The organism is Devosia sp., assembly GCF_965229025.1.
Lineage (GTDB): Bacteria > Pseudomonadota > Alphaproteobacteria > Rhizobiales > Devosiaceae > Devosia_A.
Window position 1 is genome coordinate 185,857 of record NZ_OZ245853.1, and the last position, 15,009, is coordinate 200,865.

General features: G+C 64.1%; 16 protein-coding genes. 9 read left to right on the forward strand and 7 right to left on the reverse strand.

Going from position 1 to position 15,009, the window contains the following annotated elements; translation table 11 throughout:
- Positions 1 to 2: 2 nt before the first annotated feature.
- From ACO06J_RS00910 to ACO06J_RS00920, 3 genes are read left to right on the forward strand one after another with little or no spacing between them, the layout of a single operon-like run.
- Positions 3 to 932 carry an ABC transporter permease subunit gene (locus ACO06J_RS00910; RefSeq protein ID WP_421762418.1) on the forward strand — a complete coding sequence of 310 codons (930 nt, stop codon included), beginning with the start codon at positions 3 to 5 and terminating at the stop codon, positions 930 to 932.
- 1 nt (position 933) lies between these two features.
- Entirely contained in the window at positions 934 to 1,920 is a 987-nt protein-coding gene (locus ACO06J_RS00915; protein WP_421758821.1) for an ABC transporter ATP-binding protein, read from the forward strand.
- Positions 1,917 to 2,957 (forward strand): ABC transporter ATP-binding protein, encoded by a 1,041-nt coding sequence (locus tag ACO06J_RS00920; RefSeq protein WP_421758822.1) that lies wholly within the window; start codon positions 1,917 to 1,919, stop codon positions 2,955 to 2,957. Before ACO06J_RS00915 ends, ACO06J_RS00920 begins: the two co-directional genes overlap by 4 nt.
- A gap of 9 nt (positions 2,958 to 2,966) precedes the next feature.
- Here ACO06J_RS00920 and ACO06J_RS00925 read toward each other — a convergent pair whose 3' ends face one another.
- Positions 2,967 to 3,449, reverse strand: a complete 483-nt coding sequence (locus tag ACO06J_RS00925; RefSeq protein WP_421758823.1) for a response regulator transcription factor — start codon at positions 3,447 to 3,449, stop codon at positions 2,967 to 2,969.
- Positions 3,450 to 3,660: 211 nt separating this feature from the next.
- Between ACO06J_RS00925 and ykgO the strand changes: the two genes are divergently transcribed.
- From ykgO to ACO06J_RS00940, 3 genes are all read left to right on the forward strand, one after another.
- Complete coding sequence (gene ykgO / locus ACO06J_RS00930) at positions 3,661 to 3,786, forward strand: type B 50S ribosomal protein L36 (RefSeq protein ID WP_055046235.1); 126 nt, start codon at positions 3,661 to 3,663, stop codon at positions 3,784 to 3,786.
- A 167-nt stretch (positions 3,787 to 3,953) separates the two neighbouring features.
- On the forward strand, positions 3,954 to 4,766 hold the full coding sequence (locus tag ACO06J_RS00935; RefSeq protein WP_421758824.1) for a hypothetical protein: 813 nt from the start codon (positions 3,954 to 3,956) through the stop codon (positions 4,764 to 4,766).
- A 55-nt stretch (positions 4,767 to 4,821) separates the two neighbouring features.
- Entirely contained in the window at positions 4,822 to 5,229 is a 408-nt protein-coding gene (locus ACO06J_RS00940) for an SRPBCC family protein (RefSeq protein ID WP_421758825.1), read from the forward strand.
- A gap of 2 nt (positions 5,230 to 5,231) precedes the next feature.
- Here the strand turns inward: ACO06J_RS00940 and ACO06J_RS00945 are convergent, their stop codons facing one another.
- The 3 genes from ACO06J_RS00945 to ACO06J_RS00955 form a co-directional block, all read right to left on the reverse strand.
- The gene (locus tag ACO06J_RS00945; RefSeq protein ID WP_421758826.1) at positions 5,232 to 6,620 is read right to left on the reverse strand and encodes a M20/M25/M40 family metallo-hydrolase; all 1,389 of its coding nucleotides are present in this window, start codon (positions 6,618 to 6,620) and stop codon (positions 5,232 to 5,234) included.
- Between the two features lie 183 nt (positions 6,621 to 6,803).
- Positions 6,804 to 8,240, reverse strand: a complete 1,437-nt coding sequence (pyk, locus tag ACO06J_RS00950; RefSeq protein ID WP_421758827.1) for a pyruvate kinase — start codon at positions 8,238 to 8,240, stop codon at positions 6,804 to 6,806.
- Entirely contained in the window at positions 8,237 to 8,932 is a 696-nt protein-coding gene (locus tag ACO06J_RS00955; protein WP_421758828.1) for a DUF1036 domain-containing protein, read from the reverse strand. Before ACO06J_RS00955 ends, pyk begins: the two co-directional genes overlap by 4 nt.
- A gap of 201 nt (positions 8,933 to 9,133) precedes the next feature.
- On the opposite strand from ACO06J_RS00955, the gene ACO06J_RS00960 reads away from it, so the two are divergent.
- From ACO06J_RS00960 to ACO06J_RS00970, 3 genes are all read left to right on the forward strand, one after another.
- Positions 9,134 to 9,409 carry a DUF2312 domain-containing protein gene (locus tag ACO06J_RS00960; RefSeq protein WP_421758829.1) on the forward strand — a complete coding sequence of 92 codons (276 nt, stop codon included), beginning with the start codon at positions 9,134 to 9,136 and terminating at the stop codon, positions 9,407 to 9,409.
- 203 nt (positions 9,410 to 9,612) lie between these two features.
- The gene (locus ACO06J_RS00965) at positions 9,613 to 10,110 is read left to right on the forward strand and encodes a cytochrome b (RefSeq protein ID WP_421758830.1); all 498 of its coding nucleotides are present in this window, start codon (positions 9,613 to 9,615) and stop codon (positions 10,108 to 10,110) included.
- A gap of 11 nt (positions 10,111 to 10,121) precedes the next feature.
- Positions 10,122 to 10,529 carry a MucR family transcriptional regulator gene (locus ACO06J_RS00970; RefSeq protein WP_421758831.1) on the forward strand — a complete coding sequence of 136 codons (408 nt, stop codon included), beginning with the start codon at positions 10,122 to 10,124 and terminating at the stop codon, positions 10,527 to 10,529.
- Positions 10,530 to 10,569: 40 nt separating this feature from the next.
- Here ACO06J_RS00970 and ACO06J_RS00975 read toward each other — a convergent pair whose 3' ends face one another.
- From ACO06J_RS00975 to dxs, 3 genes are all read right to left on the reverse strand, one after another.
- On the reverse strand, positions 10,570 to 11,352 hold the full coding sequence (locus ACO06J_RS00975; protein WP_421758832.1) for an SH3 domain-containing protein: 783 nt from the start codon (positions 11,350 to 11,352) through the stop codon (positions 10,570 to 10,572).
- Between the two features lie 128 nt (positions 11,353 to 11,480).
- A complete protein-coding gene (locus tag ACO06J_RS00980) occupies positions 11,481 to 12,974 on the reverse strand; it encodes a helicase HerA domain-containing protein (protein WP_421758833.1) in 1,494 nt (497 codons plus the stop codon).
- A gap of 70 nt (positions 12,975 to 13,044) precedes the next feature.
- Positions 13,045 to 14,973 (reverse strand): 1-deoxy-D-xylulose-5-phosphate synthase, encoded by a 1,929-nt coding sequence (dxs, locus tag ACO06J_RS00985; RefSeq protein WP_421758834.1) that lies wholly within the window; start codon positions 14,971 to 14,973, stop codon positions 13,045 to 13,047.
- Positions 14,974 to 15,009: the final 36 nt, after the last annotated feature.

Sequence of the window (15,009 nt, forward strand, 5' to 3'; positions counted from 1 at the left end):
CACTGATGCTCGCAGACAGTCGCATCGAACGCCTCGCGGAGGCGAGTTCGGACGCCGAACTCATCAAAGGACGCTCGCTCTGGCAGGATGCCTGGCGGCGGTTTTTGAAGAACAAGGCCGCCGTGGTCAGCGTCGTGGCGCTGGTCGCCGTGGTGCTGTTCACGCTGATCGGGCCGGTTTTCAGCCAGTGGTCGATCGAAAAGGTCGACTGGAACGTTCTCGGCATGGTAGCCGAAAAGGGCATCCCGTCGCTTGAGACCGGGCATTTCTTCGGCACCGATGAAGTGGGGCGCGATCTCTATTCGCGCGTTATCCAGGGCACGCAGATTTCGCTGATCGTCGGCATTCTAGGGTCCGCCGTCGCTGTGGTGGTGGGGACGCTCTATGGCGCTGTTGCCGGCTATTTCGGCGGGCGGCTCGATAGCGCGATGATGCGGTTCGTCGATATCCTCTATTCGATCCCCTACATGTTCATCCTGATCCTGCTGCTGATCATTTTCGGCCGCTCGTTCATCATGCTGTTCATCGGCATCGGGCTGATCTCGTGGTTGGGGATGGCGCGCGTGGTGCGTGGGCAGACATTGTCGCTGAAGAACCGCGAGTTCATCGAGGCGGCGGTGGCGTCGGGCACCAAGCCAATGGCGATCGTGTTCCGGCATCTTGTGCCGAACCTCCTCGGCATTGTCGTGGTCTATGCGACGCTGCTGATCCCTGAGATGATTTTGCTTGAATCGTTCATCTCGTTCCTCGGGCTTGGCATTCAGGAGCCCAATACGTCGCTCGGTGCGCTGATCAGCGAGGGCGCGCAGACCATGCAGTATGGCGAGTTGTGGCAGCTGGGATTCCCGCTGGGGTTCTTCGTTGTCGTGCTGTTCAGTTTCTTTTTTATCGGCGACGGCCTTCGCGACGCGCTCGACCCCAAGGACCGTTGAGATGACCAATGTTCTCACCGTCGAGCATCTCGACGTTACATTTGCCCTGCACGAGGCCGAAGTGAAGGCGGTGTCTGACCTGTCGCTGACCGTTGCGGCGGGCGAGACCCTTGCCGTGGTCGGGGAATCCGGTTCGGGCAAGAGCCAGGCGTTCATGTCGATCATGGGGCTTCTGGCTAAGAACGGCAGGGTCAGCGGGCGGGCGATGATGGGGGATATCAACCTCATCGGGCTCACGCCGCATGAGCTTGACCGCTATCGCGGCAAGGACATCGCGATGATCTTCCAGGATCCGATGACCTCGCTCAACCCGACACTCAGGGTGCGCGCGCAGCTTTCGGAAGTGCTGGTGCGGCACCGGCAGTATGATCAGGTGAAGGCCAATCGCGCGGCGATCGAGATGCTGGAGCGGGTTGGCATTCCCGATCCAGTCAAGCGCGCCAATGCCTATCCGCATGAGCTGTCGGGCGGGATGCGGCAGCGGGTGATGATCGCGATGGCGCTGCTGTGCCAGCCCAAGATCCTGATTGCCGACGAGCCGACAACGGCGCTCGACGTGACGGTGCAGGCGCAGATGCTCGATCTCTTCAAGACGCTGACCAATGATTTCGGTACGGCGCTGGTGCTGATCACGCACGATCTGGGCGTTGTGGCCGGCATCGCCGACCGGATGATGGTAATGTATGGCGGCCGGGTGGTGGAGCGCGGGCCGGTCGATGACTTATTCTACGATCCGCGGCACCCCTACATGCTGGGGCTGCTGCATTCGACGCCGCACATCGACAAGCGCGAGCGGCGGTTGTCGCCGATCACCGGGGCGCCGCCCAATCTCGAACACCTGCCGGATGGTTGTGCTTTCCATCCGCGCTGCGCCTTCCGGTTCGACCGCTGCTTTGCGGAGCGGCCGGAGCTGCGGGAGTTTGAGGGCAACCGCGCCAAGGCCTGTTTCTACGGTCCGGCGCTGGTCAAGTCGGAGAGCGCAGCATGAGCGTGGAGATTGGCGAAGAACTGCTGCGCGTCGAGGGTCTGAGCAAGAGCTTTTCGATCGACAACGGCATGTTCCAGAAAAAGCTGGAGCTCAAGGCGCTGCAGGACATCTCGTTTTCGGTCAAGCGCGGCGAGACGCTGGGGATCGTGGGCGAGAGCGGTTGCGGGAAATCGACGCTGGGGCGCTGCATCCTGCAATTGCTGAAGCCCGATCACGGGCAGGTGCTGTGGATGGGCGAGGATCTGGTGCCGCTCAAGGGCGAAGAGATGCGCCTGATGCGCAGCGACCTGCAGATCATCTTCCAGGATCCGCAGGCCTCGCTCAACCCGCGCATGACGGTGGGCGAGATCATTGCCGAGCCGCTGCGGACACTGCGGCCCGATCTCAACGCCACGCAGCGGCGTGAGCGGGTGATCGACATGATGCAGGGCGTGGGGCTCAGGCCCGAGATGATCACGCGCTATCCGCACGAGTTTTCCGGCGGGCAGGCGCAGCGCATTGGGATCGCCCGGGCGCTGATCAACGGCCCCAAGCTGATTGTCTGCGACGAGCCGGTGTCGGCACTCGATGTGTCGATCCAGGCGCAGATTCTCAACATCCTGAGCGAGATCAAGGAGCGGCTCGGGCTGACGCTGATCTTCATTTCGCACAATCTGAGCGTCGTGCGGCACGTGTCGGACCGCATCCTGGTGCTGTACCTGGGGCGGATCGTCGAGCTGGCGAGCGGCGACGATCTCTACCAGGATTCCAAGCACCCCTATACGCGGGCGCTGCTGACAGCGGTGCCGATCCCCGACCCTAAGCGGGCGCGGCAGCGCAATATCGATGGGCTGGTGGGCGAGATTCCGTCGCCGATCAACCAGCCGTCCGGGTGCACGTTCCGCACCCGCTGCCGCTATGCGATCGAACTCTGTGCCGAGCGCCGGCCGCCTCTCGAAGCGATTGAGGGTGACCGGCTGGTCGCTTGTCATCGCTGGCGGGAGATCGGGGTGGCGGCAATTGCCGGGGCGGATGCGGCGCCGCTGCGCAACGCCTGAAATGAGGTGTTAGTGGCGGCGCTCGGGGCCGTCGACGTCGAGCTTCCTGCGGCGCCGGTCAGGGCCGACATAGGCTTCGGCGGTGATGAACGGGCGCGGTGCCTTCATGATGGCCTGTAGCCGTGTGGCGACATGCTGGGCGGCGAAGGGCTTTCGCAGGAACTCGGTGATGCCGGCATCGCGCGCCTCGACGATGCGCGTCGCCTCGGGGGTGGCGGACATCATGATGATCGGGATGTCGCGATTGGGGTTATCGGCGGAGCTCCGCAGGGCGCGGGTGAGCGCGATACCATCCATGGGGCCGAGCAGGTCATCCAGAATGACGGCGTGGAACTTGCGGGCACGCAGCAGCACGAGCGCCGCATCCGAGGTGACCGCCTCGGCGACGTCATGCACCTTCAGGTGCCACAGCATTTGAGCCACGAGCGATGCCATGTGGTTGGACGGATCGGCAACGAGGATATCGAGTTTGCGAAAGCTGAGCTCTGTCATGGCCTCGTGACCGGTTGGAGGGGGCGCTTGCCAGTGTGACGCGCGGGGCTTGCCGCTCCGTTAACCGGGCTGATGCAAGTGCCTTGAAACAATGGGCGCACAAGAGCCCCAAGCTATGGCCGGAAGCGTTGACAGGCGTGGGTTTTCCCCTTAATGACACCCTCAATTCGGAAGGCGCACGGCGCCTCTTTTTATTTCGGTTGAGGTTCACATGAAGGTCACCAATTCGCTCAAGGCTTTGATGGGCCGTCATCGTGCCAACAAGCTGGTGCGCCGTCGCGGCCGCGTCTACATCATCAACAAGGTCGACAAGCGCTACAAGGCCCGCCAGGGCTGATTGCGCGCCGGCCAGTTTACTGGTCGATCGATCTGACAAGAGCCCGCTGCAATGCGGGCTTTTTGCTGCGCGTTGATACCCTAAGGTGGCGGCGCTCATGCTCGATTAACGAGCAGGCGCTAGACTGTTCCACTTGAGCGTTACGCGCGCGCAGATGGGTCCCGGTCGTGCCAGATTTCAAGATCATCAAGGTGACGATCGGGCGCAGCTTCGCTGATGCGTACGCGTTTCTTTCGGATCTGCGCAACCTTGCTCTGTGGGGCGGTATCGATCCTGGAACCGAGATCAAGGCGCTGGAGGACGGCGCCTGGGGCGTCCAGATCGACGGAGCCTCGCTCAGCCTGAGGACGACCGCATCCAATGGCTATGGCGTGCTGGATGTCGATACGACGCTTCCTGGAACGGCCGGAGTATTTCGCAATTTCGCGCGGCTCACCCCTAACCAGGACGGCTGCGACTACGTCTTCTGTCATATCGCTGCGCCTGGGATCAGCGCGGAGCAGTTCGATTCCCAAAATGCATGGATTGAAGCCGATCTTCTGCGCTTGAAGTCGTATCTCGAGGGCGACTTGCCGACCCCGAACATGCTGAAATCCAGCGTCATCAGCGTTGCCATCAAGCGGCCGGTGGATCAGGTGCTGCCCTATCTGATCGAGCCCATCCCGTTCATGCGCTGGGCGGCGATCACCAGCAACAGGATGGTGCACCAGGGCGGGCTCGACTGGCTGTTTGACACGGCGGCCGGGCCGCGAATTGTGCGCTTTCATGCGCCCAACAGTTTTGGCATTGCCGATCAGGCAGTGTTTGCGGAGGGCGAGACGCCCTTGGTGAACCCGATGCGGGTGTTGCCCAGCGCGGAGGGTTCGATCGTGACCTACGTGTGCTTCCAACGTCCGGGAACATCCGAGGAAAAGTATCTGTCGACGTTGGAATGGATCACCAGCGATTTCCTGACGCTGCAGAGCGTGGCGGAGATTTGAGGGCTGACAGCGCGCTGGCAACGACCGGCGCCTGGGCTATTTGGGGGAGTGTTTGGTGAGCAGATTTGAGACGGTGAGCGTGGCGATCGCCCGGCAATGGCAGGAGGTCTACGACTTCCTGTCCCGGCCGGAGAACTATGCCAACTGGTCCAATGTGCTTGGACCTGTGTTCCGGCAACTCGGTGCGCTGGAATGGATCGCGGAAAAGCCCACTGTCGGTGACCGGCCATTGGTAATGCGGTTCACGGCGCGCAACGAGCTTGGTGTGCTCGACCACCAAGTGTTTCGCGATGGCATTATGGTGCGATACGTGCCGATGCGCGTAATTCCGGCGGGCGACGGCGCCATCCTAACTTACGGACTGTTTGCGGGAGAGGGTGCCACCGATGAACAGGTGGCATCGGAACTTGAGTGGGTGCGCGCCGACCTCGAGACCGCAAAGGTGCTGCTGGAACTGCGCTGACGTCAGTCCGCCAGCGCCGCCAGAATTCTCACCCAGGAGCGGATGCCCTTGTGGAAGCTCGAGAGGTTGTACTTCTCGTTGGGCGAGTGGATGCGGTCGTCGTCGCGGGCAAAGCCGATCAGCAGGGTATCGAGACCAAGCAGGTGCTTGAAGTCGCCGGCGACGGGGATCGAACCGCCCGAGCCGATCAGTGCGGCCTCATTGCCCCATTCCTCGCCGAGCGCCGTCGCGGCTTTGCGGAGGAACGCTCCGTCAGCCGGCACCGTCACGGCAGCGCTGCCGCCATGGGGCTTGAAGTTCGCCTTGGCGTCGGCGGGGAGGCGCGCCAGGACGTGGGCGCGGAAGGCGTCGCTGATCTTTTTGGGATCCATGCCCGAGACCAGCCGGAAGGAAATCTTGGCGCTGGCCTTGGCGGGGATCACTGTCTTGAAGCCGTCGCCGGTATAGCCGCCGGTGATGCCGTTGATCTCGCAGGTCGGGCGCGAGCGGGTCTGTTCGAGCACGGAGCGGCCCTGCTCACCCGCTGGGGTGGTGAGCCCGGCGCCGGCCATGAAGGCGGCCTCGTCATAGGGGAGGCGTTGCCAGAGAGCGGCGATGTCGGCAGGAAGTTCGGCGACATCGTCATAAAAGCCGTCGATGGCGACGCTGCCATCGGGGTTGCGGAGGCTGGCGATGATCTCGCTCAGCACCTGAATGGGGTTGCGAGCGGCATTGCCATACATGCCCGAATGGAGATCATGGCTGGCGCAGGTGATTTCCAGCTCTTCGGCGACGATGCCGCGCAGCATGGTGACGATGGCAGGTGTGGTGGCGTTCCAGAGGTCCGTGTCGCACACGAGCGCGATGTCGGCGGCGCCGAGTTCCGCCTGGTTGGCGGTGAGGAACCCGGCCATCGACTTGCCGCCCGATTCTTCCTCGCCTTCAAAGAACAGCGTGACCTTGAGGGGCAGGGCGCCGGTCACGGCCTTGTAGGCGCGGCAGGCCTCGACAAAGGTCAGCAGTTGCCCCTTGTCGTCGGAGGTACCCCGGCCGACGATCTGGGTGTCGCCGTCAGCGGTCTTTACCAGCGTTGCCGTGAACGGGTCGGTGGTCCACAGGTTGAGCGGATCAACCGGCTGGACGTCGTAGTGGGCGTAAAACAGCACATGCGGGCCAGCGGCCGCGTGGTCCTTGCCGACAACCATGGGGTGGCCCGGCGTCGGGCGGACCGAGGCGTCAAAGCCCAAGGCACCGATATCGGCAGCAAGCCACTCGGCGGCGCGCTTGACCTCGCCGGCAAAGGCCGGATCGGTGGAGATCGACTTGATCGCGACAAGTGCCTTCAGCCGTTCGACCGACTGGTCGAGATGGGCATCGACATGGGCGAGGACGGCATCGAGATTGGCTGGCATGGGTCAAACTCCGGCGAGTGTTTGTGGCGAGGAAAGGCCCCCTCACCCGGCCTACGGCCGACCTCTCCCCCAAAGGGAGAGGTGACCTTGTGGCGCGATCCTGCCGCCTCACCACCTCTCCCTTTGGGGGAGAGGTCGCCGCGAAGCGTCGGGTGAGGGGGCCTTGCGCGTTTCTTTAGTCGCTTACGACGACCCAGCCCCGTCCTGCCGCACAAACGCGATGCGCAGCATGTTGGTGGCGCCGGGGGTGCCGAGGGGGACGCCGGCAGTGATGGCGATGCGGTCGCCGGGACGGGCAAGCCCTTCCTGGTAGGCGATGACGCAGGCGCGATCGACCATGTCGTCGAGGTTCACCGCGTCAGGCGATTCGACGCAGTGGATGCCCCAGACCACCGAGAGACGGCGCACCGTTCGGAGGTTGGGCGAGAGCGCGAGGACCGGCTTGTTGGGCCGCTCGCGCGCCGCACGGATCGCTGTGGAGCCGGATGAGGTGTAGGTGACGATCGCTGCCAGATCGAGCGTTTCGGCGACCTGGCGGGTCGCGGCCGAGATGGCGTCGGCAGCGGTCGCTTCAGGCTCTGCCGCCTGGGCACGGATGATGCCGCGGTAGTTGATGTCGTTTTCGACGGCAACCGCGACCTTGTTCATCATGGTCACGGCTTCGACCGGATACATGCCCGAGGCGCTTTCGGCCGAGAGCATGATGGCGTCGGCGCCTTCGAACACGGCGATCGAAACGTCCGAGACTTCGGCGCGGGTCGGGACCGGCGAGGTGATCATCGATTCGAGCATCTGGGTGGCGACGACCACGGGCTTCCCGTAGCGGCGCGCGAGGCGGATCATGCGCTTTTGCAGGCCCGGCACGGTTTCGATCGGCAGTTCGACGCCGAGGTCACCGCGCGCCACCATGAAGGCGTCGGAGAGCTTGACGATCTCGTCGAGCCGCTCGATCGCCTGCGGCTTTTCGATCTTGGCCATAACACCGGCGCGGCCCTGGACTATCTTGCGCACGTCGATGATGTCCTCAGGGCGCTGCACGAAGCTCAGCGCGATCCAGTCGGCCTCGTTCTCGAGACCCTTGAGGAGATCGGCGTGATCCTTTTCGGTGAGCGCGCCGACGGGCAGCAGGGTGTCAGGCAGGCTGACGCCCTTTTTGTCCGAGAGCTTGCCGCCATAGATCACTTCAGTCTCGATGGCGCCGCCGCCGACGCGGATGGCCTTGAGCTGCAGCTTGCCGTCGTCGAGCAGCAGGCGATCGCCGACCGACACTGACTCGATGATCTCGGGGTGGGGCAGGAAGACGCGCTCGACGGTGCCCGGTGTATCGGAGCTATCGAGCGTGAACTTGCTGCCGCTGGTCAGTTGCACCGCGCCATCGGCAAACTTGCCGACGCGGAGCTTGGGGCCCTGGAGGTCGACCAGGACGCCGAGAGGATGGCGGAGCCGTTCTTCAACGGAGCGGATGCGGGTCACGGTTTGCTTCAGCAGGTCGTGGCTGGCATGGCTCATGTTGATGCGGAACACGTCGGCGCCGGCGCGGGCCAGCTTCTCGATCGTGGCCTCATCGTTGGACGCCGGGCCCAGGGTGGCGACGATCTTCACACGTCTCAAGCGTCTCATTGGATTACTGCACCTTCATCAGTGGGAGTGTCTGTGGCGCCGGGGTCGGCGCCTGAATCGGTTCCATCGGTCACCCCATCATCGGGGTTGGGCTGATCCTGCGGGTTGACAGTGCCATCGCTCGGCAGGTCGCCCTCAAGCGGCACCGCTTCGTCCTGGTTGTTATCACCGCCGCTGATGACCTCCCCTTCAGTCAGCTGCAGTGTCCAGTTATTCTTGCTCTGGGTATCGACTTCGAAAAACCCTGTGCGTTCGTAGCCGCGCGCCAGACAATCCTCTACCCCAAAAATGGTGAAGGTCTCATCGCGGGTGCACATAAAGTTGGTGCCGTCCCAAACCCCGCCGCCAATGTCGTCGGCTGCGAAGATGTAATAATAGCGCGCATCGAGCTTGCCGTTATAGACCGATTTGCATTCGCCGGGTTTTGCGACCCACCAGCCTTCGGACTGCCAGCCCTTGGCGGCCTTGTAGCCGAGCGCGATCGAGACCTGGTTGCCGGTCTGGTTGCAGACGCGCAGGCTGCCATCATCGCCAGCGGTTGGGGCGGGAGCAGGCGTTGCAGGAGCGGCAGCAGCTGGTTGATCCTGGGCGATCGCAGCTTGATTGCCGCCGGCATGGGGCAGAACCATCCAGATCACGACAGCGATGAGGGCGGCAACAATCACACCAGTGGTGGCCAGGATGTAGCGCAATGGTCCGGTCCGGCGAAGGGCCTGCAATCGTTTGCAGCGCGCTGGTGTTGTGCGCACCACTCGGTGCGCTGTCAATTGCTAAACGCCGGTTTTGGCGGAATTGCGGGCATGAGGGCGGCGCGGTGTGGATTGCGGTCGAATAGGCTTGAGTTGAGCGGCTCAACACGATTGAACGGGGGCCGGATTTGAAGAGGATACACCATGGCCACCGTCTCCCCGGACAGCGTTGCGCAGGACCAGCTGCGCGCCTTTATCGAACGCATCGAGCGGCTCGAAGAGGAAAAGCAGGCGATCGCCGGCGACATCAAGGAAGTCTATGCCGAAGCCAAGGGCAACGGCTTCGACACCAAGGTGCTGCGCACCATCGTGCGCATCCGCAAGCAGGACCATGCCGAGCGCATGGAGCAGGAAGCACTGCTCGAGCTTTACATGTCGGCGCTCGGCATGGCGGCGGCGCCCTCTGAAGACGAAGAATAAGTGGATTTGACGTCTGAAGCCGGATGGGCCGCCCAGCTGGGCGGCCTTTTCATTTGCCCGCGCGGCGGACTGTCGCAGGCGCCACGTTTCATGCGTTTCAAGTAGCGCCAGCAAGTCGCCTTCAGTTCCGTGTCAGGTTTGCTTGTCACAAGCCCGTGAGAAGCGGGGGGCCCCTCCGCATTGCTAGCAGGAGCGTGGGCGGAATGGACAGACAAGCAGGCGGGTATACTGGCGTACAGATCGGTCTACATTGGCTGATTGCGGCAATGGTTTTCTTTCAACTGGTCTTCGGCGAGTCGATGACCGCCGTGATCGATGCCGCCGAAGAGGGTGGCCCCGTCTCGGTTCCGGACCAGATTCTGGGCACCGCGCATTTTTGGGTCGGGATTGCGATCCTCGTCCTGGCGCTTGCGCGCTTCGCAGTGCGCCTTCGCACTGGTGCGCCCGAGCACGCCGGCGATGCCAACCCGATGCTGCAGCTTGCGGCGACTGCGATGCACTGGCTGTTCTACGTGCTGCTGTTCGCGGTGCCGGTGCTCGGGCTGCTCGGCTACTATTTCGGCGACCCGTGGGGGCAGATCCACACGCTGGCCAAGCCAGTGTTCATCGTCCTCATCGTGATCCATGCCGGTGCCGCGCTGTTCAACCAGTTCGTGCTCAAAGACGGCACGCTGATGCGCATGCTGAAGCCCGCGAGATGAGGAAACTGTCCATGAACAAGGCTATCACTGCGGCTCCTGCCGCCAGCAATGACGATGTCGTCACCTATGCCAGCGAGATCGTGCGGGCCTATGTGAGCAACAACCCGCTTGGTGCCTCGGGCGTGGCTGAGCTGCTGAAATCGGTGCACTCGACGCTTTCGGGGCTCCACCATCCTCAGACACAGCAGCGGAAGGGGGCGGTGCCGGTGCACCGCTCTATCACCCCGGATCATCTGATCTGCCTCGAAGACGGCAAGGCTGTGAAATCGCTGAAGGCCCATCTGGCCGGGCTGGGCATGACGCCCGATGCCTACCGGCAGAAATGGGGCCTGCCACAGGATTATCCCATGGTGGCGCCGAACTACTCGAAGATCCGCTCGCAGATCGCCAAGCGCAGCGGGCTCGGACAGAAGAAATGAGATTGGGGCGGGCGGCGAAGGCTGCCCGCCGCCTTTTCGATCAGGGTGTCAGGAAAGTCTTGTAGGCCCAGCCACTGCGGCCCTTGGCGTCGATGATGTGCAGCCAGCCGCCCCGATCTTCCTTCACAGTCACCTCTGCGCCGCCCGCGAGCGCGAACAGCTTGCCGCTCGATTTGCCCGGGCCCGAGCGCACGTTGACGCCGGCGCCACCGACGGTGCGGAGGTCGGCACTGGCGAGTGACTTTGTTACGGGTTCAGTGGCCGGTTCTGCAGCCTTGGGGACGGTGGCTGGCGCGTAGGCCAGCGTGGTTTCGGTTGGGGCATTGCCGCCCAGTTCACGGTCTATCGCCTTGGCGGCTTCGCTGTTGTCGATCGCGACTGTTGAACGCTTGGCGACCAGCTCGTGCGTCTCTGCGGCAGCCATCGGCAAGTCCACCTTGGGCAGCGCTGCCTCGGCGACGGCCTCGGCCTTTGCAGGCTTCGTTGCTGGCACCAGCGGCTGGGTCAGCATATCGAAGGTGCCGATGATCATGTCGTTGCGCGCGACGGCGATCACCTGATCGGAGCCGGCAGTGGCCGGGATGGCGGCAGGCGTCGGAGCGGGGGGCAGGGCTGTCGCCAGCCGCTCCTGATCCTTGTCGGGCGGCGCCGGCGTCGACGCGACAACCGCCGCGGGTGTGGTTCCGCACGCAACGGCGTCTGGCGCGCAATGCATGCTCATGACTGTGCCGGCGATGCCGAGAATGGCGAGGACTGTGGTCGCTGCCGCCGCGCCCATGGCGATGCCCGGGCCCGTGGTCTTGAGGCGGGATACAAGGGTCATGTCGCCTCCCTGATGCTGGTTTCCATGACGCCCGTTCTGCTGGACAAGCATGCTGAGAGTGCGGTCGCAAAGCGACCGCAATGGGGCAAGCGGTGCGCCAAAATGTCCGATTCGCCGCACCGGCCGGTCTACTCCGCAGCAGTGCGGCCGAGCTCGTCCGGAGCATTGGGGTCGCCAGGGGCGGTTTCGGTGCCAAGATCGGGGAAGGCGACGACCCGCTTGTTGCGCAGGTCCATGCGGACCACGAGCAGGCCGCGCTCTTCAAAATAGGTGAGGAGACGCCGGGCGCGGCCGGTCGAGTGGGTGCCATAGGCACGCGCGAGCACTGCGTCGGAGGGGCAGGGGGCGCCGGTGACGCTAGCTTCGGCTACGATGAGGAACACGCCCTGCACATCATCGGCGAGGCTTTGCGAGAGGCTCAGCGCCTTCTGCCAGACCTCGGAGGTCGCGTCATCGATGCCGATCCCGGCGCGCAGCACAGCGAGCTTGCGGCGGAAGGCCGGGAGTGCAAGGGCGTCGCCGCCGACCCGGCGGATGCGGCAGCGGACGAGGAAATCCTGGTAGAGCACGGCGACCGAGCGGAACGCGGCTTCCGGGTCATCGAGCAGTTCGCGCACGACACCTTCAATCGCACTATCGCGCTCGGCATCGCTGAGCAGCGGTTCCTGCGGCTTGCTGTCTACCGGCCGCGGACGGGCGACGCGCGCAAGGAGGTCCGCTGTCGAAACTGGAACTGGGCGCGGCGCTGGACGACGCGGGGCCCGCGTTTCCTCGGGGTCGCGGGTGAAGATCAGATCGTGCGTGCCTTCGCTCGCCTCGGGCAAAGGCAGCAGTTTCGGGCTGGTGGAGCGGGCGGAGGTTTCGACAGTGCCGATCACGACCGGCAGCGGCCGTCGCGACACGGCCGGCCCGAGCGCGATGAAGTGGCCGCGCTGCAGATCGCGGAACATTTCAGCCTGGCGGCGTTCCATGCCGAGGAGGTCGGCGGCGCGGGCCATGTCGATATCGAGAAAGGTGCGGCCCATCAGGAAGTTCGAGGCCTCGGCAGCGACGTTCTTTGCCAGCTTGGCGAGGCGCTGGGTGGCGATGACGCCGGCAAGGCCGCGTTTGCGGCCGCGGCACATCAGGTTGGTCATGGCACCAAGGGAGAGCTTTCGCGCTTCGTCGGAGACTTCGCCGGCAATCGCCGGGGCAAAGAGCTGCGCCTCATCGACCACCACCAGCACCGGATACCAGTGGTCGCGATCGGCATCGAACAGCCCGCCGAGGAAGGCGGCGGCGCAGCGCATCTGCTGCTCGACGTCGAGACCTTCGAGATTGAGCACGGCGGAAACGCGATGCTGGCGGATGCGGGCGGCGATGCCCTGGAGTTCGGCCTCGCTGCGCGAGGCGTCGACGACGATGTGCCCGAACTTGTCGGAGAGAGTGACGAAGTCACCCTCGGGGTCGATGATGATCTGCTGCACCCAGGGGGCGCTCTGTTCGAGGAGGCGACGGAGGAGGTGCGACTTGCCCGAGCCGGAATTGCCCTGCACCAGCAGGCGCGTCGCCAGCAATTCCTCGAGGTCGACGAGCGCTTCCGACCCGCCCTGCGCCACGCCCATGTCGATGCCAACTTGCATGGGCCCTGACTAACAGATTCGCTGGGGTGGGAAGGACGTGGTCTTTGTTCTCCCCAGTCGGGTGGGAGAATTAAGCGGTGGGCGAGTTGCCCAACAGCTTCGACTCGCTGGAGATGCCCAGCGTATCGAGCACGGTCTTGACGATGCCCGCCCGGTCGAGGCCGGCGTCCGCATACATGTCGTTCACGCTCGACTGTTCGGTGAAGACGTCGGGGATCATCAGCGGGCGGAATTTCAGCTTGCCGTCGAGGAGGCCATTGCGCGCGAGGAATGTCGCGACGTGGCTGCCAAAGCCGCCAAGGCCGCCCTCTTCGATGGTGATCAGCACCTCATGCCCAAGGGCGAGGCGTCGTACCAAAGCTTCATCCAGCGGCTTCAAAAAGCGCGCATCGGCCACGGTGGGAGTGAGGCCGAAGGCGCCGAGGCGTTCGGCGGCGGCCAGCGTTTCGCCGAGTCTCGTTCCGAAGCTCAAAAGAGCGACGGATTTGCCCTGCTTCAGGATCCGGCCCTTGCCGATTTCGAGGACTGAGCCGCGTTCCGGCATTTCGACGCCAAGGCCGTCGCCACGCGGATAGCGGAAGGCGATCGGGCCGTCTTCATAGGCGGCGGCGGTCGCGACCATGTGCTTGAGTTCGGCTTCATCGCCGGCAGCCATGACCACCATGTTGGGAATAGCGCCGAGATAAGCCGCATCGTAATTGCCGGCGTGGGTCGGCCCGTCCGCCCCGACGTAGCCGGCACGATCGATGGCGAAGCGGACTGGCAGGTTCTGCACGGCGACGTCGTGGATTACCTGGTCGTAGGCGCGCTGGAGGAAGGTCGAGTATATCGCAACGAACGGCTTCAGCCCTTCGCTCGCCATGCCGGCCGCGAAGGTGACGGCGTGCTGCTCGGCGATGCCGACGTCGAACAGGCGCGAGGGAAAGATCTCGGCGAACTTGTCGAGCCCGGTGCCGTTGGGCATGGCGGCGGTCACGGCCACGATGCACTCGTCGGCCTTGGCTTCGGCGATCAGGCTCTGGCCGAATACCGACGTGTAGGAGGGCGCGTTCGACTGCGGCTTGGTCTGGGCGCCGGTGATGACGTTGAACTTGTTGACGCCGTGATACTTGTCAGCCGAGTTCTCGGCGGGGGCATAGCCCTTGCCCTTTTTGGTCACGACATGGATCAGCACCGGACCGTCGCGATCATCGCGAACGTTCTGGAGGACCGGGATGAGCTGGTCGAGATCGTGGCCGTCGATCGGGCCCACGTAAAAGAAGCCCAGTTCTTCGAACAGCGTGCCGCCGGTCCACCAGCCGCGGGCGAATTCCTCGGTGCGCCGGGCCGGCTCATAAAAGAACTGCGGCAGCGCCTCGACGATCTGCTTCGCCGTGCGGCGCACACCCTGGTAGAGCGGGCCGGAGACCAACCGGGCGAGGTAAGACCGCATGGCGCCGGTGGGCGAGGCGATCGACATGTCGTTATCGTTGAGGATGACGATCAGCCGCGCATCCATGGCGCCGGCGTTGTTCATTGCCTCGTACGCCATGCCAGCGGACATGGCGCCGTCGCCGATCACGGCGATGACGTTGCGCTTTTCGCCCTTGAGATCGGACGCCACCGCCATGCCGAGGCCGGCCGAAATCGAGGTGGAGGAGTGGCCGGCGCCGAATGGGTCATATTCGCTTTCGGCGCGGCGGGTGAAACCGGAGAGGCCGTCCTTCTGGCGGAGGGTCCGGATGCGGTCGCGGCGGCCGGTCAGCACCTTGTGCGGATAGGCCTGGTGGCCGACGTCCCAGATCAGACGGTCGTGGGGCGTATCGAACACGGCGTGGAGGGCGACGGTCAGTTCGACCACGCCAAGCCCGGCCCCAAGATGCCCACCGGTGACAGACACGGCATCGATCACTTCAGAACGCAGCTCATCGGCAAGCTGATGCAACTCGTCGCGCGACAAAGCCTTGAGGTCCGCGGGAGCGGCGATCTGGTCGAGAAGCGGGGTCAGCGGCTTGTCCACGAAGCATTTTCCTTGGCCCCGCCGCCGCGGGACATT